This window comes from Pseudoalteromonas sp. DL2-H2.2, assembly GCF_021532535.1.
Lineage (GTDB): Bacteria > Pseudomonadota > Gammaproteobacteria > Enterobacterales > Alteromonadaceae > Pseudoalteromonas > Pseudoalteromonas rubra_A.
This window is the reverse complement of record NZ_JAKGBD010000020.1, coordinates 52,916-74,981: the sequence shown is the minus strand read 5'-3', so window position 1 is coordinate 74,981 and position 22,066 is coordinate 52,916. Positions and strand designations below refer to the sequence as shown.

Annotated in this window: 25 protein-coding genes; 4 read left to right on the top strand and 21 right to left on the bottom strand. The window is 50.1% G+C overall.

From position 1 onward, the window contains the following. Window positions 1-133 precede the first annotated feature (133 nt). Entirely contained in the window at window positions 134-517 is a 384-nt protein-coding gene (locus L1285_RS22100; RefSeq protein WP_235414354.1) for a hypothetical protein, read from the top strand. A gap of 212 nt (window positions 518-729) precedes the next feature. Here L1285_RS22100 and rplQ read toward each other — a convergent pair whose 3' ends face one another. The 19 genes from rplQ to L1285_RS22005 form a co-directional block, all read right to left on the bottom strand. After that, the gene (gene rplQ / locus L1285_RS22095; protein ID WP_010386932.1) at window positions 730-1,131 is read right to left on the bottom strand and encodes a 50S ribosomal protein L17; all 402 of its coding nucleotides are present in this window, start codon (window positions 1,129-1,131) and stop codon (window positions 730-732) included. A gap of 39 nt (window positions 1,132-1,170) precedes the next feature. Then, the gene (locus L1285_RS22090) at window positions 1,171-2,157 is read right to left on the bottom strand and encodes a DNA-directed RNA polymerase subunit alpha (protein WP_010386933.1); all 987 of its coding nucleotides are present in this window, start codon (window positions 2,155-2,157) and stop codon (window positions 1,171-1,173) included. Window positions 2,158-2,181: 24 nt separating this feature from the next. Further along, window positions 2,182-2,802 (bottom strand): 30S ribosomal protein S4, encoded by a 621-nt coding sequence (gene rpsD / locus L1285_RS22085; RefSeq protein ID WP_046006900.1) that lies wholly within the window; start codon window positions 2,800-2,802, stop codon window positions 2,182-2,184. 22 nt (window positions 2,803-2,824) lie between these two features. Further along, window positions 2,825-3,211, bottom strand: coding sequence for a 30S ribosomal protein S11 (gene rpsK / locus L1285_RS22080; RefSeq protein ID WP_010386935.1), 387 nt, complete (start codon window positions 3,209-3,211; stop codon window positions 2,825-2,827). A gap of 13 nt (window positions 3,212-3,224) precedes the next feature. Beyond that, on the bottom strand, window positions 3,225-3,581 hold the full coding sequence (rpsM, locus tag L1285_RS22075) for a 30S ribosomal protein S13 (protein WP_010386936.1): 357 nt from the start codon (window positions 3,579-3,581) through the stop codon (window positions 3,225-3,227). A gap of 129 nt (window positions 3,582-3,710) precedes the next feature. Next, window positions 3,711-3,824: a 50S ribosomal protein L36 gene (gene rpmJ, locus L1285_RS22070; protein WP_002959476.1), complete on the bottom strand. Its 114-nt coding sequence runs from the start codon at window positions 3,822-3,824 to the stop codon at window positions 3,711-3,713. Between the two features lie 22 nt (window positions 3,825-3,846). Next, a complete protein-coding gene (gene secY / locus L1285_RS22065; RefSeq protein WP_046006901.1) occupies window positions 3,847-5,175 on the bottom strand; it encodes a preprotein translocase subunit SecY in 1,329 nt (442 codons plus the stop codon). Window positions 5,176-5,186: 11 nt separating this feature from the next. Beyond that, window positions 5,187-5,621: a 50S ribosomal protein L15 gene (rplO, locus tag L1285_RS22060; protein ID WP_046006902.1), complete on the bottom strand. Its 435-nt coding sequence runs from the start codon at window positions 5,619-5,621 to the stop codon at window positions 5,187-5,189. A gap of 4 nt (window positions 5,622-5,625) precedes the next feature. Next, on the bottom strand, window positions 5,626-5,805 hold the full coding sequence (gene rpmD / locus L1285_RS22055; RefSeq protein ID WP_010378276.1) for a 50S ribosomal protein L30: 180 nt from the start codon (window positions 5,803-5,805) through the stop codon (window positions 5,626-5,628). Window positions 5,806-5,811: 6 nt separating this feature from the next. Continuing rightward, window positions 5,812-6,318 carry a 30S ribosomal protein S5 gene (rpsE, locus tag L1285_RS22050; protein ID WP_046006903.1) on the bottom strand — a complete coding sequence of 169 codons (507 nt, stop codon included), beginning with the start codon at window positions 6,316-6,318 and terminating at the stop codon, window positions 5,812-5,814. A 9-nt stretch (window positions 6,319-6,327) separates the two neighbouring features. After that, window positions 6,328-6,678, bottom strand: a complete 351-nt coding sequence (gene rplR / locus L1285_RS22045) for a 50S ribosomal protein L18 (RefSeq protein ID WP_046006904.1) — start codon at window positions 6,676-6,678, stop codon at window positions 6,328-6,330. A gap of 9 nt (window positions 6,679-6,687) precedes the next feature. After that, entirely contained in the window at window positions 6,688-7,218 is a 531-nt protein-coding gene (rplF, locus tag L1285_RS22040) for a 50S ribosomal protein L6 (protein ID WP_046006905.1), read from the bottom strand. A 13-nt stretch (window positions 7,219-7,231) separates the two neighbouring features. Next, window positions 7,232-7,624 (bottom strand): 30S ribosomal protein S8, encoded by a 393-nt coding sequence (gene rpsH / locus L1285_RS22035; protein ID WP_046006906.1) that lies wholly within the window; start codon window positions 7,622-7,624, stop codon window positions 7,232-7,234. A 20-nt stretch (window positions 7,625-7,644) separates the two neighbouring features. Next, window positions 7,645-7,950: a 30S ribosomal protein S14 gene (rpsN, locus tag L1285_RS22030; RefSeq protein WP_010386944.1), complete on the bottom strand. Its 306-nt coding sequence runs from the start codon at window positions 7,948-7,950 to the stop codon at window positions 7,645-7,647. Between the two features lie 10 nt (window positions 7,951-7,960). Further along, window positions 7,961-8,500, bottom strand: coding sequence for a 50S ribosomal protein L5 (rplE, locus tag L1285_RS22025; protein ID WP_010386945.1), 540 nt, complete (start codon window positions 8,498-8,500; stop codon window positions 7,961-7,963). 15 nt (window positions 8,501-8,515) lie between these two features. Next, complete coding sequence (gene rplX / locus L1285_RS22020; RefSeq protein WP_046006907.1) at window positions 8,516-8,830, bottom strand: 50S ribosomal protein L24; 315 nt, start codon at window positions 8,828-8,830, stop codon at window positions 8,516-8,518. A 10-nt stretch (window positions 8,831-8,840) separates the two neighbouring features. Continuing rightward, window positions 8,841-9,209 carry a 50S ribosomal protein L14 gene (rplN, locus tag L1285_RS22015; protein ID WP_010386947.1) on the bottom strand — a complete coding sequence of 123 codons (369 nt, stop codon included), beginning with the start codon at window positions 9,207-9,209 and terminating at the stop codon, window positions 8,841-8,843. 300 nt (window positions 9,210-9,509) lie between these two features. Further along, complete coding sequence (locus L1285_RS22010; RefSeq protein WP_235414353.1) at window positions 9,510-10,352, bottom strand: polysaccharide deacetylase family protein; 843 nt, start codon at window positions 10,350-10,352, stop codon at window positions 9,510-9,512. 175 nt (window positions 10,353-10,527) lie between these two features. Next, window positions 10,528-12,477 (bottom strand): AsmA family protein, encoded by a 1,950-nt coding sequence (locus L1285_RS22005; RefSeq protein WP_235414352.1) that lies wholly within the window; start codon window positions 12,475-12,477, stop codon window positions 10,528-10,530. Between the two features lie 211 nt (window positions 12,478-12,688). Here L1285_RS22005 and L1285_RS22000 point away from each other — a divergent pair, with 211 nt between their 5' ends. Together L1285_RS22000 and L1285_RS21995 are read left to right on the top strand one after the other, a co-directional pair. Then, entirely contained in the window at window positions 12,689-13,855 is a 1,167-nt protein-coding gene (locus L1285_RS22000) for a hypothetical protein (protein ID WP_235414351.1), read from the top strand. A gap of 239 nt (window positions 13,856-14,094) precedes the next feature. Continuing rightward, window positions 14,095-14,781: a TorF family putative porin gene (locus L1285_RS21995; protein WP_235414350.1), complete on the top strand. Its 687-nt coding sequence runs from the start codon at window positions 14,095-14,097 to the stop codon at window positions 14,779-14,781. 17 nt (window positions 14,782-14,798) lie between these two features. On the opposite strand, the gene L1285_RS21990 is transcribed toward L1285_RS21995, so the two are convergent. Both L1285_RS21990 and purT read right to left on the bottom strand, forming a co-directional pair. After that, complete coding sequence (locus tag L1285_RS21990) at window positions 14,799-15,686, bottom strand: aldo/keto reductase (RefSeq protein ID WP_235414349.1); 888 nt, start codon at window positions 15,684-15,686, stop codon at window positions 14,799-14,801. Next, entirely contained in the window at window positions 15,683-16,870 is a 1,188-nt protein-coding gene (gene purT, locus L1285_RS21985; protein WP_235414348.1) for a formate-dependent phosphoribosylglycinamide formyltransferase, read from the bottom strand. Before purT ends, L1285_RS21990 begins: the two co-directional genes overlap by 4 nt. Before the next feature lie 186 nt (window positions 16,871-17,056). Here purT and L1285_RS21980 point away from each other — a divergent pair, with 186 nt between their 5' ends. Then, on the top strand, window positions 17,057-22,066 hold the full coding sequence (locus tag L1285_RS21980) for a non-ribosomal peptide synthetase (RefSeq protein ID WP_235414347.1): 5,010 nt from the start codon (window positions 17,057-17,059) through the stop codon (window positions 22,064-22,066).

Here is a 22,066-nt window from a genome sequence, read left to right as displayed (position 1 = left end):
AATTACGATGACATTTTGGATCAGGTCAGCGAAGCATGGAATGCGTTTATCTCATGTGCTCACAGGGTGAAATCATTATGCTTTCGGGACTGGATAAATCTGACCAGTTAATTATTCAAAATGGTATTACATCATGGGTGGTAACACAACGAGTGATAACACAATAGGCACACTCAACTATAAAGATGATAGCAGCGACAGCATTCAGGCCGGGGATGGCTTCATCCTGGGTGGTGCTTTAAATTATACACTCAATCAACAGTTTGATATTCGCTTTAATGGCGCACATCACTTCGATTCTGCGAACGCAAAAAATGGTGATGTGACCTTTAGCCGCTTTGCGCTCGAGTCAATCCCTACTACAAAAGCAATGAGCAGTTTAAATTCGGTCTGGGCGCAGGCATGGATATGGCCGTTGAACTGGATAATGACTTTGCTGATGATGCTGAATTTGATAATGCAGGCAAACTCATCCTGTCTGGGATGTACGCATTCGAAAGTTTCAATGGCAGCCTAGAGCTGAGATACAGTGTCGTAGAATATGAACTGTCAAAATTCGCTGGTTACAGCTATAGCAATGCCCCAAAAATGGATGGTAACCACCTAGGTTTGTTGTTCCACTGGGATTTTTAATAGATAAATACCTATACCTATTTAGAAGGACAACTATCCTTTAGATGTAGAAAAGCCGGGCATTGCCCGGCTTTTCTGTGTCTTAACTAGTAAGACTTACTCTGCAGACTGCGCGTCTTCTTGAACTTCTTCAGTCGCAACTGGGCGATCTAGTAGTTCAATGTAAGCCATTGGCGCATTGTCACCTGCACGGAAGCCACACTTCAGAATACGAGTGTAACCACCTGGACGATCCGCGAAACGAGGACCGATCTCAGAGAACAATTTACCAACTACTTCTTTATCACGCGTGCGAGCAAACGCTAAACGACGGTTTGCTACGCTGTCAGTCTTAGCCAGTGTGATTAAAGGTTCAATTACACGGCGCAACTCTTTCGCTTTAGGCAAAGTTGTTTTGATGATTTCGTGCTTCACCAAAGAACCAGCCATGTTGCTGAACATCGCTTTGCGATGGCTGCTGTTACGGTTTAATTGACGACCACTCTTACGATGGCGCATGACCCTATCCTTCTAACTAAACTAATATAGTAACTTAGATTACTCAGCCAGACTTGCAGGTGGCCAGTTTTCCAGGCGCATGCCCAGAGAAAGACCACGTGAAGCTAGCACGTCTTTAATTTCAGTCAGAGACTTCTTACCAAGGTTTGGTGTTTTCAGAAGCTCAACTTCAGTACGCTGTACTAAGTCACCGATATATTGAATTTGCTCGGCTTTCAGACAGTTCGCAGAACGTACAGTTAGCTCTAAGTCATCGACTGGACGAAGCAGAATAGGATCGAACTCTGGCTTCTCTTCTTTTTCTTCCGGCTCAGAAACATCACGTAAGTCTACGAATGCTTCTAGCTGCTCAGCAAGAATAGTAGACGCACGACGGATCGCTTCTTCAGGATCCAAAGTGCCGTTCGTTTCCATATCGATGATTAGTTTGTCTAAGTCTGTGCGTTGCTCAACACGAGCTGACTCAACCGAGTACGCAATACGCTCAACCGGGCTGAATGATGCATCAAGCAGCAAACGGCCGATTGGGCGCTCATCGTCATCAGAGGATAAACGACTAGACGCCGGTACATAACCGCGACCACGCTCAACGCGAATGCGCATGCTGATCTCACTATTGTCAGCCGTAAGGTGACAGATCACATGCTCAGGGTTGGCAATAGTCACGTCTCCGTCGTGCTGGATATCAGCCGCAGTCACAGGGCCTACACCAGACTTAGTCAGGGTAAGGAAAACTTCATCTTTACCTTCTAGAGATACTGCCAGACCTTTGAGGTTCAACAGAATTTCAATGATGTCTTCTTGTACGCCTTCTTTCGCGCTGTACTCGTGCAATACACCGTCAATTTCAACTTCTGTCACAGCACAACCAGGCATAGATGAAAGAAGTATACGACGTAGAGCATTGCCTAGTGTGTGGCCGAAACCACGCTCTAGAGGCTCTAAAACTACTTTAGAACGCGTTGAGCTTACAGCGTCGATATCGACTAATCTTGGTTTTAGGAATTCGGTTACAGAACCCTGCATTTTATCCTCTCTTAACTCTTAACTTTACTTCGAGTAAAGTTCGACGATTAGTTGTTCGTTAATGTCCGCAGACAGATCAGAACGCTCTGGTAGGCGCTTGAAAGTACCTTCCATTTTTGAACCGTCAACTTCAATCCAAGTTGGCTTTTCGCGTTGCTCAGCCAACTCTAGAGCAGCGATGATACGCGCTTGCTTTTTAGACTTCTCGCGAATTACTACCACGTCTTCTGGAGTAACTACGAAAGAAGGGATATTAACAACACGACCATTAACCATAATCGCTTTGTGGCTTACTAGCTGACGCGCTTCAGCACGTGTGCTTGCAAAACCCATGCGATATACAACATTGTCCAGACGTTGCTCTAGAAGCTGAAGCAGGTTTTCACCTGTGTTGCCTTTAAGGCGAGCAGCTTCTTTGTAGTAGTTACGGAATTGCTTTTCAAGTACACCGTAGATACGACGAACTTTTTGCTTTTCACGTAGCTGTAGACCGTAGTCAGATAGACGACCTTTACGTGCGCCGTGCTGACCAGGTGCTGTTTCTAGTTTACACTTAGAGTCAATAGCTCTTACGCCGCTTTTAAGGAACAGGTCAGTACCTTCACGACGACTCAGCTTGAGCTTAGGGCCCAAATATCTTGCCATGTTCTTTCTCCTAACCTATTAATTATACGCGACGTTTCTTCGGTGGACGACAACCATTATGTGGGATTGGCGTCACGTCAGTGATGTTTGTGATACGGAAACCAGCAGCATTCAATGCACGAACAGCAGACTCACGGCCTGGACCTGGACCTTTGATGAATACTTCTAGGTTCTTAAGACCGTACTCTTGAGCAGCAGTACCTGCACGCTCCGCAGCAACCTGTGCAGCGAAAGGAGTAGACTTACGAGAACCACGGAAACCTGAACCACCTGCAGTCGCCCAAGAAAGAGCATTGCCTTGACGGTCAGTGATGGTCACAATCGTGTTGTTGAAAGATGCATGAACGTGAGCCATGCCGTCAACAACCTGCTTTTTGACCTTTTTACGACGAATTGGTGCTTTTGCCATAACTTACCCCACCTTATTTCTTGATAGGCTTGCGAGGACCCTTACGAGTACGCGCGTTAGTCTTAGTACGCTGACCACGTAGTGGAAGCGAACGACGGTGACGTAAGCCACGGAAACAACCAAGGTCCATAAGACGCTTGATGTTTAGTGTAACTTCACGACGAAGATCACCTTCAACAGTGTACTTGCCAACTTCTTCACGAAGGATGTCAAGAGTTTCGTCGTTTAAATCGCCGATTTTAGTAGTTTCAGCGATACCTGTCGCAGCTAAGATAGCCTTAGCGCGAGTTTTACCTACACCATAGATGCTTGTTAAACCGATAACAGCATGCTTATGATCAGGAACGTTAATGCCTGCGATACGGGCCACTAACATATCTCCTATAAATAAACCTGATTATCATCTTGCTGGAAAGCCCGTATAGGATACCCAACCGACATTCAGGTTTTACCAATGAAACAGGCTAAGTAAATTACTTAGCCTGCACGACTAGATTTCTTAGCCTTGCCTTTGCTTGTGCTTAGGCTCACTGCAGATCACGCGTACCACACCGGCACGTTTGATAACTTTACAGTTACGGCAGATTTTCTTAACGGAAGCACGTACTTTCATTACTCAACTCCGTAAACAGACCTTAGCGGCCGTAGCCTTTAAGGTTCGCTTTTTTCAGCACAGAATCATACTGATGAGACATCAGATGGGTCTGTACTTGTGCCATAAAGTCCATGATAACCACAACGATAATCAAGATTGATGTACCGCCGAAGTAGAACGGCGTTTGCCACGCCATGGTCATAAACTCGGGCACCAGACAGATAAAGGTAATATACAACGCACCGGCCAAAGTCAGGCGTGTCATTACTTTATCAATGTATTTAGATGTCTGCTCACCTGGGCGAATGCCTGGAATAAATGCGCCAGATTTCTTCAGGTTGTCTGCTGTCTCACGCGGGTTAAATACCAACGCAGTGTAGAAGAAGCAGAAGAAGATAATCGCTGCTGCAAGTACCATCGCATACAGAGGCTGACCAGGAGTCAACACTGCAGAGACGGCTTGTAAGAAGTCAGCAACTGGACCTTCACCTTGACCGAACCAGCTTGCAATTGTACCAGGGAACAAAATGATGCTGCTAGCAAAGATTGGTGGAATAACACCCGCCATGTTTACTTTCAATGGTAAATGCGTGCTCTGCGCTGCGAAGACCTGACGGCCTTGCTGACGTTTTGCGTAGTTAACAACGATACGACGTTGACCACGCTCAAAGAACACTACCAAATAAGTTACAGCGAATACGATTACCGCAATCACAACCAAAGCTAATACGTTCAGATCACCTTGACGCGCCATTTCTGCTGTCGAACCGATTGCAGACGGCAGGTTAGCTACAATACCAACAAAAATCAGAACCGAGATACCGTTACCAATACCGCGCTCTGTGATTTGTTCGCCCAGCCACATCAGGAACATAGTACCGGTTACTAAGCTCACCACAGCGGTGAAGTAGAAACCGAAACCAGGATTCACAACCAACCCATCCATCATATTAGGAAGGTTAGTCGCAATACCGATAGACTGGAATGTAGCAAGCACAAGCGTACCATAACGCGTGTACTGACTGATCTTCTTACGACCTTGCTCACCTTCTTTCTTAAGCTCTATCATCGCAGGATGTATGTGCGTTAATAGCTGCATAATAATTGAAGCTGAGATATAGGGCATAATACCCAGCGCGAGTACCGAGGCACGCTCAAGCGCACCACCGCTGAACATGTTGAACATTTCAACAATGGTGCCCTTTTGTTGCTCGAAGAATTCGGCAAGTACGGCGGCATCAATCCCAGGGATCGGCACGAACGAACCTAAACGGTAAATAATGATAGCACCCAATACAAACAGTAGTCGGCGCTTCAGTTCCGCTAGCCCACTCTGTGCGCTTTGCATATCTTGACCTGGTTTAGCCATAGTGTACTTCCTTAGTCTTCTACCTTGCCTCCGGCAGCTTCGATAGCTTCGCGAGCACCTTTAGACACTTTAATGCCTTTAACGGTAACTGCGCGTGAAACTTCGCCAGATTTAACAACTTTTACGAACTGGATGTTCTTTTTAACGATACCAGCTGCTTGTAACGCGTTTACGTCTACCACATCGCCTTCAACTTTAGCGATTTCGTATAGGTTAACTTCTGTAGATACTAGAGATTTGCGAGAAGTGAAACCGAACTTAGGCAGACGACGTTGCATAGGCATTTGACCGCCTTCGAAACCAACGCGTACTTTACCGCCTGAGCGTGATTTTTGACCTTTGTGACCACGACCACCAGTCTTACCAAGACCAGAGCCGATACCACGGCCAACACGCTTACCAGCTGTCTTTGCACCAGCAGCAGGTGAAAGTGTATTCAAATGCATCGAATTAACCCTCTACCTTAACCATGTAAGAAACTTGGTTGATCATACCGCGAACTGCTGGCGTATCTTCTAGCTCAACAGTGTGGTTGATACGACGTAAACCAAGGCCACGTAATGTAGCTTTATGCTTCGGTAAACGACCGATTGAGCTACGTACTTGAGTTACTTTTACTGTGTTTGCCATGGTGTCTTACCCCAAAATTTCGTCAACGCTAAGACCACGTTTAGCAGCAATGCCTTCTGGAGAATTCATGTTCTCTAGAGCGGCAACTGTTGCACGAACGATGTTGATCGGGTTAGTAGAACCGTATGCTTTTGAAAGTACGTTCTGCACACCAGCAACTTCTAGTACTGCACGCATCGCACCACCGGCGATGATACCTGTACCTTCTGATGCAGGCTGCATGTATACTTTAGAACCAGCATGGCGACCCTTGATAGGGTGCTGCAAAGTATGACCGTTAAGGTCTACTGAGATCATGTTACGACGTGCTTTTTCCATTGCTTTTTGAATAGCAGCTGGAACTTCACGTGCTTTACCGTAACCGAAACCTACTTTACCTGCGCCGTCACCAACTACAGTCAGTGCTGTGAAGCTAAAGATACGACCACCTTTAACTACTTTAGACACACGGTTTACCGCGATTAGCTTTTCAGCCAATTCAGGCTGTTGTGCTTTTGCTTCTACGTTAGCCATTGTCTACTCCTAGAATTGCAGACCGGCTTCACGCGCTGCATCAGCAAGCGCCTTCACACGGCCGTGATATTTAAAGCCACTGCGATCAAAAGCGATTTTTTCAACGCCTTTGTCAGCTACGCGCTCAGCGATTGCTTTACCAACTGCTTGAGCCGCTTCGATGTTGCCTGTGCCTTTAACTGTTTCAGCAATTGCTTTTTCAACAGTAGAAGCAGCAGCCAGCACAGTACCCTCAGCGTTGATCACTTGAGCGTAAATGTGACGTGGCGTGCGGTGGATAACAAGGCGAGTTGTGCCCTGTTCGATAATATTTCTACGAGTGCGCTTAGCACGACGTAGACGAGCTGTTTTCTTATCCATCGTCTTACCTTACTTCTTCTTAGCCTCTTTACGACGCACGTATTCGTCAGCATAACGTACACCTTTACCTTTATAAGGCTCTGGCTCACGGTATGAACGAATGTTCGCAGCAGTTTGACCAACAAGCTGCTTGTCTGCGCCCTTAACAACAATTTCAGTCTGGCTTGGAGCTTCGATAGTGATACCCTCAGGGATCTCGAAGTTCACTGGGTGAGAGAAGCCAAGAGTTAAGTCTAATACTTTACCCTTAACTGCCGCACGGTAACCAACACCTACTAGTTGTAGTTTCTTCTCAAAACCTTCGTTAGCACCGATGATCATGTTATTGATCAACGCACGTGCAGTACCTGCTTGAGCCCAAGCATTAGCAACTTCACGTGGAGCTGTAGTGATAACGTTGTCGTTAAGTGAAACTTCAACCGCAGCATTGATAGTGCGCGTTAATTCACCGTTTTTGCCTTTAACTTTGATGTCCTGGCCGTTAACTGTAACTTCAACACCGGCAGGAACAGTAATAGGAGCCTTCGCTATACGAGACATAGTTCCCCTCCGATTAAGCTACAAAGCCAATGATTTCACCACCAACACCAGCGTTACGCGCAGCGCGGTCTGTCATCAGGCCTTTAGAAGTTGATACGATAGCGATACCTAGACCACCCATTACCTTAGGTAATTCGTCACGTTTCTTATAGATACGTAGACCAGGGCGGCTAACACGCTGGATGTTTTCGATAACAGCTTTGCCTTCGAAGTACTTAAGTTCGATAGTCAATTCTGCTTTAACGTCACCAGATACTGCGAAGTCACCGATGTAACCTTCGTCTTTTAGTACCTTAGCAATAGCTACTTTCAGCTTTGAAGTTGGCATAGTTACAGATACCTTCTTCGCAGTCTGACCGTTACGGATGCGTGTAAACAAATCCGCAATTGGATCTTGCAAGCTCATGTCTTACTCCCGTGATTCTATTACCAACTAGCCTTTTTAAGGCCAGGAATTTCACCGCGCATAGCAGCTTCGCGTACTTTGATACGGCTCATGCCGAACTTGCGAAGGTAACCATGTGGGCGGCCCGTGATGTTACAACGATTACGTTGACGTGAAGGGCTAGAATCGCGTGGTAAAGACTGTAGCTTTAACACTGCATCCCAACGCTCATCATCAGATGCGTTAACATCGCTGATGATAGCTTTTAACGCAGCACGCTTTTCAGCATACTGAGCAACTAATTTAGCACGTTTTACGTCACGTGCTTTCATTGAATTCTTTGCCATAACCCTACCCTTACTTTTTGAATGGGAAGTTGAACGCTTCTAACAACGCACGGCCTTCGTCATCTGTTTTCGCAGAAGTAGTGATTGTGATGTCCATACCGCGAACACGGTCGACTTTATCATAATCAATTTCTGGGAAGATGATTTGCTCACGTACGCCCATAGAATAGTTACCGCGACCGTCAAAAGACTTTGCGCTAACACCGCGGAAGTCACGAATACGTGGCATCGCGATAGAGACTAAACGCTCTAGGAAATCCCACATACGCTCGCCGCGTAGGGTTACTTTACAGCCAATTGGGTAACCTTCACGGATCTTAAAGCCAGCAACAGATTTGCGTGCTTTAGTTACCAGAGGCTTCTGACCAGAGATAGCTTCTAGGTCTGCTACTGCATTCTCTAGAATCTTCTTGTCAGCTAGGGCTTCGCCCACACCCATGTTTAGTGTGATCTTTTCGATCTGAGGGACTTGCATGACAGAGCTGTAACCGAACTTTTCAAAAAGTTCTTTTACTACTTTGTCTTTGTACACTTCATGCAGTTTCGCCATCGTCTACTCCAACTATTAGATAGTTTTACCAGTAGACTTGAAGAAACGGACTTTTTTACCGTCTTCAAATCTAAAACCTACACGATCAGCTTTGCCAGTTTCGGCATTGAAGATCGCGACATTAGATACGTCGATAGACGCTTCTTTCTCAACAATGCCGCCAGCTTGCTGTAGTTGTGGTACAGGCTTCTGGTGCTTTTTGATGATATTGATGCCATCGACAAATACTCGACCAGTATCAGTTACAACTGAAAGCACTTTACCGCGCTTACCTTTGTCTTTACCGGCTAGTACGATTACTTCGTCATCACGACGGATTTTTGCTGCCATGATCGACTCCTTATAGTACTTCTGGTGCTAGTGAAACGATCTTCATGAACTTTTCGTTACGTAGTTCACGAGTCACAGGGCCGAAGATACGAGTTCCGATCGGCTGTAGGCTATCGTTAAGGATAACAGCAGCATTACTGTCGAAACGGATCAAAGAACCGTCTGGACGACGAACGCCTTTTTTGGTGCGCACAACTACTGCGTTTTTAACATCACCTTTCTTCACTTTACCGCGAGGAATTGCTTCTTTAACAGAAACTTTAATGATGTCGCCAACCGCTGCGTAGCGACGGTGCGAACCACCTAAGACTTTAATACACTGCACTTTGCGAGCGCCGCTGTTATCAGCAACGTCCAGCTGAGTTTGCATTTGGATCATCTTGATGAGCTCCGGTGTAATTACAACTCGCCTAGATTTTGTTTAAAACCTAAGCATTTAGATTAATTTCCACTCAAATTACGAACGTGTCGTGCTTCAAGGGCGGGCAATTGTAACAGCAAAGCAGCGCTAAAGATAGTTCAATTTTTAATTAATTTGACCGGGCTGCTGCGCCGAACTTGCATTAAAACAGGGATATGGGGACAAACCAAACGTTCACAAGTCAGGCAGACAAACTAATTATGCAAATGTGGTGCAAAGACCTGAATGATAACTGCCTATCAGCGAACAAAAAACAGGCTATTCGGGCTGTTTGCGGTGCATTTTTATGTAGTGAGACACTTTATCGACGGTTTCCAGCCAAAAGCCATTTTTTGGCTCTTTTAGATAATGAATTAATTGTGACAGTACCTCGGCATCGACACTGTAAAGGCCATTTTCGCCCACATCGTGACCCGCCAGGATGATCCATTTGTTGTCTTCACGAAGCGCTTCTATCATCGTTTTCAACTCCTCAAAGCGCATACCATCCATACGTATTCCAGTCAGCTGAGCAAAATCAAGGTAGGTCGGGTTATTCGCCGTTTCATCGAGCCAGGTGCGCCCGGAGCTGAAATGTTTGGCTATCAGAGGCACATAGCTTTTCACCTGAGCGCCGCGACCCACAAAGGTATTACCGCAAGGATAGGCAAAACTTTGCGCAGTCACGCCCAACTGGGTTTTCAAAAACCGACTGGTTTTAACAATGTCCTGTTCCAGCCAGTCTAGGTCAACCTGCTCCAGTCCTTTGCCCTGCGCTCTTAGCCAGGCGAAGTTGCCTGTACACAGATGAGACTGAGTATGATTGCCCAGTTCATGTCCCGCTGCCACCACTTTGCGCCAGTCGTTTAGTCGCTCGCGCACAGGATCTGGCATCACATAGAAAGTGCCCCTGACACCGTGTTTATTCAAAATAGGCACTGCCACATCCAGCTGACTGACTCGGGCATCATCAAACGTCAGGCTCACCGCATTGCGAGCCCCATGAGGGTAATGGAAAATGTCGCCCGGCTGTTTGTCTGGGTCACTGTGCGTGTCAGCATGAACCAAAGGCAGGGCCAGAGTACAGCTCAGCAGGGTAAGTAGTGTGAAGATTTTTGTCATGGGTTACTCCGGGAAAAGGTAAAAGAAGGTCTGATTCAGGTGCTAAGTGTGGCTAAGTCTAAGAATGACGCCACTTAAGGTTTTCTGAACAAAGCTTATGATGGGCTTAGCACTTTGAGATTAATGAAGAAAAAACCGGGCCAGGCAGCCCGGTCAGAGATCGATAAATGCCGGATTATCCGCCAAAGAACCCTTTCAGTTTGTCTTTTAGCTTATCTTTTACGGCATCTTTGGCTTTGTCTTTCGCCGCGCCACTCAAGTCCAGCTTAGTTTCCACCTTGTGGAACGGACCCTTAATTCTGACCGGCACTTTAAAGCCGGTGCTATCATCCTGGCTTTGCTGGCCTTCTATGGTGTCTACTATCCCGGTCACAACCCGATAATTCACATAAGTTTTGGGTAGGTCGACTTCTCCTTCTCCGGTAATACGGATCAACGGACTTGCCAAATTCAGGTCACGGTTACGGCCAACGCCGTTAAGAAACTGAAAGCTGCCAGTCAGTGCAGAGAAGTCCGTTTTCTGGTTTGGGTCAAAGTCGGCATTCAGCCCTTCAGAGACAGAAGAAAAGTCGCCTTTAAGCATTTCTTTGCCTTTACGCACCATTTCGGCCAGGTTGGCGCCTTTGACACCGCCATCTTTAAACTCAAACGCCAACTCCCCGGCCAGCGCCGAGACAAACTGTTTCTGGCTGACGCCTCGGGTTTCAAGATCCCAGTTCAGACTGCCTTTGCCCAGCACCTTATCGAAACCAATGGCATCAGTCAGCAGCGGCTCAGCATTGATGCTGTTGAGTGCAAAATTGGTGGTAATTTGATACGGCTTAGCCGCAGCGTTGACATGCACGACCCCTTTGCCACTGCCCTCATAGGCCGCAAATTTGTCCATCGACAGCTTAGCCTTGCCTTTGTTCAGCGCCACGGAAAACTGGTTCTCGCCCAATTTAATCTCTCTGGCGCGCAGGCCACTGGAACGGATCACGACGCTGGCGTCGAGCATATTGAGTGCCGATAAATCAATTTCGCTGTCATCCCAGACGATCGGCTGCGGTTCACCCGGTGCACTCTCTGGCTGCTTCGGTGCCTCCACAGGCTCTGGCAAATAAGGGTTAAGGTCCAGCATACCCAGGTCCACGTTGGCATCGACGTGCAAGCGTTCACCCAGTTTAATCTCACTACGGCCCTGGATATCGAGCTTATCCAGTTTGGCCGTTAATGACTGCAATGCAAATACGTCATTGGCAAAACGCATTTCGCCGGCCACTTCAAACTGATTAAAGGCCTCGGGCTTGGCCTTAAGATCGACCTTTTGCCATTGTGCAATGTCTTTTACTGAATCGCCGGACAGCTTCAGTGCGCCGCTAAAGACTTGGCCCTGCTGCGCAATCAGACCATCAAAGGTCATATTAACCAGGCGTGATTCCAGCGTCTGTGAAAAACTAAAGTCTTTGCTTTCTATGGCCTTAGCTGGCGTATCTACGGCCATTTTGAGGGCAAACGTTTCTCCCTGAAAGGTTACCTTGCCATCCAGCTCCAGCGCCTTATACAAAGAAGGCAACGTGATAGTCAGTGCCAAGTCGGAAACTGTATGACGTGCCCCTGAGGTGGAATCTGCATAGATCAGCTCGCCGCCATAAATGGCCACCTCACCCAGCGCAATGTCAAACCCCTGTGGCAATGACACCGGGCCCGATGCAGGCGTGGCTTGCTCTGAGGGCTGAGCAGGCGCTGCGCCCTTACCCAAAGCCAGTACCCAGTTGGCCTGACCAGCGGCATTTTTCTCCAGCAGAATTTTCGGGTTGCGGATCACAAACTGCTCCAGCTGAAACTCGCCGGAAAACAGCGACACCCAGGGAATATGCACGGCCAGCTGGTCCATGGTCAGCATATGTGGCTGACTGCCGCCCGGCATATTTTCAAAGCGCACATCATTAAGGGTAATATTCAGGCGCGGCAAAATACTGAGCTCACTGTCGCCTGCTATTTGCAACTTGCGCCCGGTATTCGCCTCAACCTGCTGCTCGAGCTGCGCAATAATGGTCGAAGTCGGGATCAGCATTGGCGCCACCACAACAGTAATCACCAGTAACAGCACCAGAGCACCGACCAGTTTGAGTACGCGTTTCATAACTCTTCCTTTATAAATCATCTATGACTCATTCTATGATAGCGATTTGGTTGATAAATTCACCTTCAGCCCGGAAGATTTTTCAATCTGCCCTATCTCGCATTGCACTTGCGGGAGATCCCGGTATGATCCACGCCCTTGTCAGTTTTGCCGACCTTTCGCTAAACTGAATAGTCTGAAATTAACCCTCTAGTTGGAGAACCGCTGCGACATGAAGAAGCTGCTCATTTCACCGTCGAATATGGCCTTGGGCGAACAAGAAAGTCAGATCTACCAGAACATCCTGAAACAGGCGACCGAGATCAGCCTTAACCTGATGGCCGTCAAGGTCGAAAATCATCCGGAAGACTTTCTGGGGTGGTGCTATGAGTTACTGGACGTAGCCAAAAACCGCATTAATTTTGAACTGCTTGACGATCACCAGTTGCCTATCGTGAAGAAACTTCAGGATATGCTGATCAGTGCCATCAGCTTTTTGCAGCTAAAAACCTTACGTATTGCGCCCTGGCCGGTGATCTGCGAATTCATTCGTCAACGTGAGACCGAGCTGGCACTGGACGAGCAGCTTAAGCTGGTTGACTACCTCGCCCCACTGCGCGCCACACCGTTGCAGGACATGATCAGCGAAGACCGCCTGGCATTCAGTGGCAAACATGCCGCCAGCCTGGATACGGGTGTATATCAGTTCGATGTCGAATGGTTTGCCTCAACCAAAAGTGCCAAAGGGTTCCACCAGTTACTCGCCGATTTGCCAGGTGAGTTCGATACGGCACTGGCTCATATCCCACTGGAAGGCGAGGTTACTGCGCAGCATTACCAGGAGTTTGTCGTGGCTTACCTGATGGCATTCAGTCACAGCGATGAAAAACCCACTCTGGCGCCCGCCACTCGCCTGCTGGCGATGCGCCGCCCGGATGTGTTTACGCCGCTGGTCAACAGTAAGCTGGATCCCCTGTGTCAGGCACTGGGCATTGCAAAACTGACCAACCGGGACTTTGAACGTTACTGGCAGGATGTGGTGGTGGCCATCAACAAGATGCCCTGGTTTACAACGGGCAGCGCCGCTGACGAGCTTGAAACCAGGCTGAGTGCCATTAAAGCTTTACTGCCGTGCTTCTTCTATTATGCAGACAAAGACACGCCGCAAAGCTCCAACTATTACAAATTGCTTAATAAACCAAAGCGGACCACAAGCAGTGGCGGGACCAAAACCACGCGTCGCAGCAAAGAGTCGGCAGAAACTCTGGTTGACCGCGCCTTGAGTGATGAGAGCATCCCAGAGCATATCCGTGCCAAGCGTGACTCTATCATCGCTGAAGTCGAAAAAGGCCGCAGTGTCGATGAGACCATTTCACTGATGCGCGCCATCTTCGGTTAATCGCTCAGAGACGATTATCAGGCAGCCAACTATACTGCCTGATAATTGTGCAACCTCAGCAATCCATGCACCAGCGACGTGCATACTCGCCCCCACTTCAAGCTACTCCCCAACACCTAGAAGCCTAAATATATTAATAAAAATCAAACCATTAAAATTTAAAAGCGCATTTTTTTAAGGCTGGCTTAGCCATTGCAACCTCGTGCACGACAACAACTTTGTGCTCCAGAGGACTCTACATGAATAATAAATACTCACTTTTTTGTGCAATCTCACTGCTGTTCACCCACGCGCAGGCATTCGCCGACAGCCCCAGCTCTGTCAGCGCCAATGTCGCCGCCAGCTCCAACTATTTCTGGCGCGGTATTACCCAATCGGATGATGGTGCCGCCATCTCGGGCGGGCTGGATTACGACAGCGGCAAAGGTTTTTATCTTGGCACCTGGGCATCCAACGTGGATTTTGGTGATGCCGCCAGCACCAGCTATGAATTGGATCTCTATGCAGGTTTCAGTGGCGAGTACAATCAGCTCAGTTACGACCTGGGTTATATCCACTACGCCTATCCGGATGCGGCCGGGAATATCGACTTTGGCGAGCTGTACGCCTCACTCGGCTGGCAATTTTTCACCGTGAAGCTTAGCCACCTGACCACAGCGCAGGATGACTCAACCAGCGAAGAAGATATGTTGTATCTGGAGTTCAATGCCGCATTTGCGGTGTTTTCTGAATCTGAGTTGGGCCTGCATATCGGCCGCTCCAGTGGTGATACCGTCACGGAATGGACCGGTGAGGATGACAGCTATATGGATTATGGTGTCAGTTTAAGCACCGGAGGACTCACGCTGGGACTAGTCAAAACAGACCTTGATGCCGATGATGACATCAAGGCCTATGTGAGTTACGCACTGGACTTTACGCTCTGAGCCCAGCAGCCACTGAGTTAAGGCACACTATGGCCGGTCGATGCCTGCCAGATACGATACCATTGCTCGCGGGATAAGGTCAGCGTACGTGCCGAAACGGCCGTACGTACCCGCTCAATGTTACCGGTGCCCAGCACCACAGAGGGCTTGCTTGGGTGCATCAGCAACCAGGCATAGATCACCGCGTCGATGCCGCTGGCACCCACTTCTGCTGCCACCTCGCTCAAGCAAGCACGTAAACGCACCGCTTTGTCATCTTGTGCTGCGAAGATACGCCCACCCGCCAGCGGTGACCAAAGCATGGGGTGAATACGCAGCTGCTGACACTGCTCTAAAGTGCCATCATCCAGGGCCTTGAGCTCATAAGGAGAAAACTCTATCTGGTTGGTGATAAGGTCAAAGTCTAAACGCGACTGCAGCAGGCTCAGCTGCGAAGGGGTAAAATTCGATACCCCAAAGTGCAGCACATCACCCTGTTGTTTGAGTGTGTTAAACGCCTCAGCCACTTCGTCGGCATCCATCAGATAGTCGGGACGGTGGATCAGCAAGGTATCGATGCGATCTGTGCCAAAGTGCTTTAAAGACTGCTGCACCGAGGCAATGATATGGGCTTTACTAGAGTCATAATGATTGGCTTTGCCCGCCAGTCCCTTACTTGCCAGCGCCGGACGAATGCCGCATTTGGTGATGATACGGATCTGCTCACGGACCGATGGTTCTAATGCCAGCGCACGACCAAAAGCCGCTTCGCATTCATACTGACCATAGATATCGGCGTGATCGGTGTCACGTATACCCAGCTCTGTCAGTTGCTTTACAAAATCTAAAGTCTGAGCCGGGCTGTGCTGCCAGTCCAGTAAACGCCAGAACCCGGCGACCAGATCGCCCATTACCTTGTGTGTCATAAAATCGTGCCTATGGTTGAACTTACTCGTTTTGCTTTCTCTGTGGCCAGTTCACAGCTTTCATCACGCGCCAGTGCAACCCCCATGCGGCGCCGACCTGCCACTTCAGGTTTGCCAAACAAACGTAAGTCGGTGTCGGCTTCACAAAGGGCCTCGGCGACCTGAGTAAAACTCAGTTGCTGTGACGTGCCGTCGACCAGTATAACACTGGATGCCGACGGGCCGTGACACTGAATATGAGGAATAGGCAATCCCAAAATGGCCCGCACATGCAGGGCAAATTCACTCAGATCCTGAGAGATCAGGGTCACCATGCCGGTGTCATGAGGACGCGGCGACACTTCGCTGAAATACACCTCATCGTTTTTAATAAACAACTCGACCCCGAACAAGCCCCGGCCACCCAGCGCTTCGGTGATCTGCTCGGCCATGGCTTTGGCGCGCGATAAGGCCAGCTCAGACATGGCTTGCGGCTGCCAGCTTTGCTGATAGTCACCGTCTTGTTGTACATGACCAATTGGCTCGCAGAAACTGGTGCCATTAATATGGCGAATGGTCAGCAGGGTAATTTCATAGTCAAAGTCGACAAAGCCTTCAACAATCACTCTGCCCTGACCGGCACGCCCACCCTGCTGTGCGTATTCCCAGGCGGCGCTCAGATCAGCCTCAGTACGCACCACACTCTGCCCTTTACCTGAAGAGCTCATAATCGGTTTCACCACACAGGGCATGCCAATTTCGCCAACCGCTGCGATAAACGCCTGCTGGGTATCAACAAAACGATAAGGTGACGTCGCCAGCCCCAACTCTTCAGCGGCCAGCCGACGGATCCCCTCACGATTCATGGTCAGTTGCGTGGCTCTGGCGCTGGGGACCACGGTAAAGCCCTGTTGCTCCAGACTCACCAATGTGTCGGTCGCGATTGCTTCGATCTCTGGCACAATATAATCGGGTTTTTCCTGCTCTATAATTGCAGCCAGTTTATCACCGTCCAGCATCGACAGAGTGTAACTTCGGTCGGCAATCTGCATGGCGGGCGCGTGTTCATAGCGGTCCAACACCACCACCTCAGCGCCCAGGCGTTTAAACTCAATCACCACTTCCTTGCCCAGCTCCCCGCCACCACATAACAACACCTTACACGCGGTCGCACTAAACGGCGTACCCAACTGTTTAATTTTCATGATTTATTCCTAAGTAACGATGAGTTTCAAGTCTGAACTACAAAATAACATAAATTGCAATACTGAAAGGACAAAAAAAAGCGTGAAAATATCCAAATAAAAACAATAAAGACACAATTTGTACACAGTTGTGATACACAATTCACACGCAACCAAGTTGAACATGTTAGCGAAGGACTAGAAGACGTGAACACCAAGCATTTTTCAGACAGTGGTATGCCACCACTGGCAATGACTCTCTCACAAGTTTATGGCAATTTTGCGGATCGAACTGCACTTATTTATGAAAATAATCATATCAGCTATCAGGAATTAGCGCAGCGAGTCGCTTTTCTTGCCGGACATATTCGCCAGCAACTTCCTGAACAGACACACACCGCGCCTTCTTCTCAATACATTGCACTCTATCACGAGCGCGGCATTGATATGGTCGTCAGTATGCTGGCCGTTCTGCACTGCGGATTTGGCTATATTCCTATTTCCACCGATGCCCCGGCGCAGCGGACGCAATTTATTTTGCAGGACAGCCAGCCAAAGCTTATCCTGACCCACAGCGACCTTAGTAAAGCAGACGCCATTGCGGGCCGCGCTGTGCTCTGCGTTGACAAGCTCAGCACGCAAGATGGACTCGATACTGCCCCCGCTCAAACGCAAGATGCGGTAGGGTACGTGATTTATACCTCAGGGACAACCGGACAGCCGAAAGGCGTTCAGATCCCCGCACAGAATATTTTACACCTGGCCGATGCGCATATCGACTGGTTCAACACAGGGCAATATCAGCGCGCCTTGTTGTTTGCCTCGTATATCTTTGATGCCAGTGTGTTCGAACTGTTTGTCCATTTATTACTGGGCCAGAGCGTGTATATCGCCAGCGAACACGAGCGCACCGATGCGCAGGCGCTGAGCACCCTGGTACAGCAAAATGACATCGAGTTTGCTTCCATCCCGCCTGCGCTGCTGGCCTTGATTCCGCCGCAGCAACTCAGTGCACTGAAGTGTTTGATAGTCGCAGGTGAGACGCCGAATGTGGCTATGCTCGAAGCCTACAGCCAGATCACTGCAATTTATAATGGTTATGGCCCGACAGAAAACACGGTTGCCACCAGTTTGCATCGCTTTGCGCCACAAGACAGCGAATTGAATATTGGCCAGCCACTGAACGATACCCGGCTATATGTGCTGGACCCGCAGCTAACTCCCTGCCCACAGGGCGAAGTGGGAGAGCTGTATATTAGTGGCCCACGCCTGGCGCTGGGCTATCTGAACCGGGATGACCTGACCCAGAGCCGCTTTATCGCCAACCCTTTTTACGACCCACAGTGCGATCCGGCGGGTTTCAGCCGCTTATATAAGACGGGCGATCTGGCTTCTTTTGACGGTCAGGAATACCACTTTGCCGGTCGTGATGATGGCCAGGTTAAGTTACGTGGCTTTCGCATTGAGCTTGAGGAAATCGAACAAACCATTGCGACTTTGGATAGCGTCAGGCTGGTCAGCTGCGTGATCAAACAACAGGGGAATCGTCGCTTACTCGCCGCTTATGTCGTGGCACAGGACAGCGACGCTGAGCAGACTCAGCCTATCGCCACTCACCTGAGCCGTACCCTGCCAGATTATATGCAGCCCGATCTGATAGTACTGCTCGACAAGTTACCGATGACGGAAAATGGCAAAACCGATAAGCGTGCACTGGCAGCCCTGCCTGTTGAGGTCGAACACACTCACGTGGATGCCCAGTTATCTCATACTCAGCAGGTATTTTTAAGCCTGATGCAAGGTTATTGCCCGGCTGAGCTGCACTGGCACAGCGACTACTTTGAGCAAGGTGGCGACTCGATTTCTGCTATCCGTATCGCCAATGAGGTTCAGCAGCAACTTAAGCTGCACCTGGACACTCAGCTGATTTACCGACTGCGCACCCCGGCGCAGATTTGGCAGGCCCTGTTGACGCACAACGTCCGCCCGCCTGCAGCCATTGCACATCGCCCGGCGCACCACCAGCACACGGCGCCTCTGTCGGCGCAACAAAGCGGGTTATGGTTTTTAGCGCGCCAGGCACCGGACAACCTTGCCTATCACTCGGTCAGCCGACTGACGCTAAACGGTGCGCTGGAGCCATCCAGATTGCATGCGGCGCTCAACACGCTGGTTCAGCGTCATGAAATTTATCGTACCTCGTTTGATTTGCACGAACCGCTTCAGCATATCCACCCGGACTATGTGCCAGAACTTCCGCTGCTGGATTACAGTGAACTGAGCGAAGCCGAAGCCGAATCGCAGCTAACGCAGCAGCTAAATCAGCTGAATGCCCCGTTTAAGCTCGACAGCCTGCCACTGGCACGCTGGGCGCTGGTGAAGCTAAGTGATCAAAAACATGTGCTGCTTCAAGTCGAGCACCATCTGATCCACGATGGCTGGTCGGCCAATCAGTTTGCAAGCCAGTTACTGGCCCTGTATGCCCAGCTGGAAAATGGCGAAGCCCCTGCCGCCCAGCCAAACCAGATCCAGTATGCCGATTACGCCTGTCACCAGGCGCAGTGGCTCAGTGGCGAGCAGGCACAGCAGCAGCGCATGTACTGGCAAACCCAGTTAGAGTCAGCGCCGCCACGCATTAACTTACCCGTTTCTCAGCTGGCGCAGGATGTGCCTGTCAGTGCAGGTACTCATCAAATTGAGCTGCCCAGAGCACTGTGGCAACAGCTACAACTGTTTTGTCAGCGCAACCAGGTCACGCCGTTTTCTGCCACTTTGGCCACATTGTACCTGGTGCTGTCGCGCTTCAGCGGCGATGAGGATATCTGTATTGGCTCGGCACTGGCTAACCGGGCGCACCCGCAACTGGAAACCACACTGGGTATGCTGGTCAACACTGTGGTGCACCGCCTGCAAAGCGCGCCTCAGACGACCCTTGATGAGCTGATCCAGCAGAGCTTTGAAGTATGCAGCGAAGCACAGGCGAACCAGGCACTGCCTTTCCCGGCGCTGGTTGAGGCCCTGAATGTGCCGCGCATCCCCGGTGTGAACCCGCTATTTCAGGTGTGCTTTACCTTTCAGGATACGCCGCTACCGACGCAGCACCTGGATACTTTTACGCATATTGCGCTGGAGCACGGTGCACCGGCTCAGGATACCAAGTTCGAGTTAAACATTGCCCTGCAGGATATCCACAGTCAGGATCCGGCGCGTCCGGTTATCATGCAGTGGGAGTATGACCGCAGCCGCTATGATCTGTGGTTTGTTGAGTCCATGGCCAGTAACTTTGCCCACCTGCTGGCGCAACTGGTGAGCTGCACCTCGCAATCCGAGCTGACGCAACCGCTAAGTGCGCTGGCACCTGCGGCGACGCTGCCTGAGCCACTCACCACGCCACTATATTCAGATCAGAGTTTGACAGACTTATTTGCTCAACAGGCGCAGCGCCACCCCGACAATACCGCCCTGCTCACCACAACGGGCACCATGAGTTACGATCAACTGGCGCGCCGCGCCAACCAACTGGCCCAGTGGCTGGTTGAACAGAATATGAGTGGCCAGTTTGTCGGCTTATATTTACCACCGGGCCCGGATACGCTGGTCGCCGTTCTCGGGGTCTTAAAGGCCGGTGCTGCCTATGTGCCTTTATCGACCCGGGCACCGGCCAGCCGCAATGGGTTTATTCTCGATGATGCCGAAGTGCAGGTGGTGATAAGTTATGGTGAACTGAGCGACGAACTGGGCGCCCCGCAGCTAACTTATCTGCTGCTCGACGACGAGGCAACACTGCATGACTATCCGGACACGCCGCCCGCATGCAACATCAAAGGCGCCGATCCGGCCTATGTTATTTATACCTCTGGCACCACGGGCAAGCCTAAAGGTGTTGTGCAAACCCATGGCAATGTCGCGCGCCTGCTCAGTGCTGCCGAACAGCATTTTAGTTTTTCAGAGCAAGACACCTGGGTGCTGTACCATGACTATATCTTTGATTTCAGTGTCTGGGAGATCTGGGGCGCGCTGGCCTATGGCGGCAAGCTGTTTATTCCCGACTATCTGGAGATCCGTGACAGCATGCAGTTTGTCGGGCAATGTCAGCAATATGGCGTCACCGTACTGAACCAGACGCCCAGCGCATTCTATACCTTTGCCGATATCGCCAGCACAGCTCAGGTGCCACTCAGCACCCTGCGCTATGTGATCTTTGGTGGCGAGCAGCTCAATTACAGTAAGCTGGCACCCTGGTGGCAACACTATGGTGACCGTATCACGCTGGTCAATATGTATGGCATCACCGAGACCACAGTGCATGTTACCGCCCTGACCCTGAGCGCAGCCATGCCACGTCATATAGCCGACATCGGCAAGCCATTGTCTGACATGCAGGCGCTGGTGCTGGATGAACAGCATCGACCTGTGCCGCTGGGCTGCCCGGGCGAGCTGTATATTACCGGAGCGGGCCTGGCAAGCGGCTATCTCAATCGCGAGGCACTGAGTGCCGAGCGCTTCTTTACACTCACCACCGGCGGGCGTCAGTGTCGAGTGTATCGCACCGGTGACAAGGCACGGCTACTGCCAACCGGGCATCTGGAATATCTGGGCAGACTGGACGATCAGGTGAAGATCCGCGGCCACCGCATAGAGCTGGGCGAGATAGAAGCACAGCTGCTGACCTTCAGCGAAATCTCTAAGGCCTGCGTACTGACCTATGACAATCAGGGGCAAACGGCCCTGGTGGGATATATCGTCACCACCGGCAATGCGCATGAGTGCGAAGCGCTACGTCAGCGACTGGGCACACGCCTGCCCAGCTATATGATCCCGGATCAGTTGATTGCACTGGATGCTCTGCCACTGACGGTCAATGGCAAGCTGGATAAAAAAGCGCTGCCAGCCCCCAGCCTGACACCTCAGGGCGGCTATATGGCACCCGAAACCCCATTACAACAGCAACTCTGCACGCTCTGGCAGCAGGTGCTCGGCGTCAGCCAGGTTGGCATTGCGGATGACTTTTTCCAGCTTGGCGGCAACTCCATTCTGGCCGTTAAGCTGGTACGCGAAGCACAGGAGTCCTTGCAGCTGGCCATCCCGTTATCGGCCCTGCTGAGTTACCCCAATATTGCCACTCTGGCAGAGCACCTGAGCAGCACTCAGGTAAACACCATAGTTCGTTCACAGCATGCAACACAGACCAGCGCGAAGCAGGTCATGGAGCTTTAA

Excerpts from the sequence above, each read along its gene's own strand:
- rplR (WP_046006904.1), bottom strand. The coding sequence starts at position 6,678 with ATGGATAAGAAAACAGCTCGTCTACGTCGTGCTAAGCGCACTCGTAGA.
- rplX (WP_046006907.1), bottom strand. The coding sequence starts at position 8,830 with ATGGCAGCAAAAATCCGTCGTGATGACGAAGTAATCGTACTAGCCGGT.
- L1285_RS22010 (WP_235414353.1), bottom strand. The coding sequence starts at position 10,352 with ATGACAAAAATCTTCACACTACTTACCCTGCTGAGCTGTACTCTGGCC.
- L1285_RS22100 (WP_235414354.1), top strand. The coding sequence starts at position 134 with ATGGGTGGTAACACAACGAGTGATAACACAATAGGCACACTCAACTAT.
- L1285_RS21990 (WP_235414349.1), bottom strand. The coding sequence starts at position 15,686 with ATGACACACAAGGTAATGGGCGATCTGGTCGCCGGGTTCTGGCGTTTA.
- rplF (WP_046006905.1), bottom strand. The coding sequence starts at position 7,218 with ATGTCTCGTATAGCGAAGGCTCCTATTACTGTTCCTGCCGGTGTTGAA.
- rpsH (WP_046006906.1), bottom strand. The coding sequence starts at position 7,624 with ATGAGCTTGCAAGATCCAATTGCGGATTTGTTTACACGCATCCGTAAC.
- rplE (WP_010386945.1), bottom strand. The coding sequence starts at position 8,500 with ATGGCGAAACTGCATGAAGTGTACAAAGACAAAGTAGTAAAAGAACTT.
- L1285_RS21995 (WP_235414350.1), top strand. The coding sequence starts at position 14,095 with ATGAATAATAAATACTCACTTTTTTGTGCAATCTCACTGCTGTTCACC.
- L1285_RS22090 (WP_010386933.1), bottom strand. The coding sequence starts at position 2,157 with ATGCAGGGTTCTGTAACCGAATTCCTAAAACCAAGATTAGTCGATATC.
- L1285_RS22000 (WP_235414351.1), top strand. The coding sequence starts at position 12,689 with ATGAAGAAGCTGCTCATTTCACCGTCGAATATGGCCTTGGGCGAACAA.
- rpsN (WP_010386944.1), bottom strand. The coding sequence starts at position 7,950 with ATGGCAAAGAATTCAATGAAAGCACGTGACGTAAAACGTGCTAAATTA.
- rpmJ (WP_002959476.1), bottom strand. The coding sequence starts at position 3,824 with ATGAAAGTACGTGCTTCCGTTAAGAAAATCTGCCGTAACTGTAAAGTT.
- secY (WP_046006901.1), bottom strand. The coding sequence starts at position 5,175 with ATGGCTAAACCAGGTCAAGATATGCAAAGCGCACAGAGTGGGCTAGCG.
- rplN (WP_010386947.1), bottom strand. The coding sequence starts at position 9,209 with ATGATCCAAATGCAAACTCAGCTGGACGTTGCTGATAACAGCGGCGCT.
- purT (WP_235414348.1), bottom strand. The coding sequence starts at position 16,870 with ATGAAAATTAAACAGTTGGGTACGCCGTTTAGTGCGACCGCGTGTAAG.
- rplQ (WP_010386932.1), bottom strand. The coding sequence starts at position 1,131 with ATGCGCCATCGTAAGAGTGGTCGTCAATTAAACCGTAACAGCAGCCAT.
- rpsE (WP_046006903.1), bottom strand. The coding sequence starts at position 6,318 with ATGGCTAACGTAGAAGCAAAAGCACAACAGCCTGAATTGGCTGAAAAG.
- rpsD (WP_046006900.1), bottom strand. The coding sequence starts at position 2,802 with ATGGCAAGATATTTGGGCCCTAAGCTCAAGCTGAGTCGTCGTGAAGGT.
- rpmD (WP_010378276.1), bottom strand. The coding sequence starts at position 5,805 with ATGGCAAACACAGTAAAAGTAACTCAAGTACGTAGCTCAATCGGTCGT.
- rpsK (WP_010386935.1), bottom strand. The coding sequence starts at position 3,211 with ATGGCAAAAGCACCAATTCGTCGTAAAAAGGTCAAAAAGCAGGTTGTT.
- rplO (WP_046006902.1), bottom strand. The coding sequence starts at position 5,621 with ATGCATTTGAATACACTTTCACCTGCTGCTGGTGCAAAGACAGCTGGT.
- L1285_RS22005 (WP_235414352.1), bottom strand. The coding sequence starts at position 12,477 with ATGAAACGCGTACTCAAACTGGTCGGTGCTCTGGTGCTGTTACTGGTG.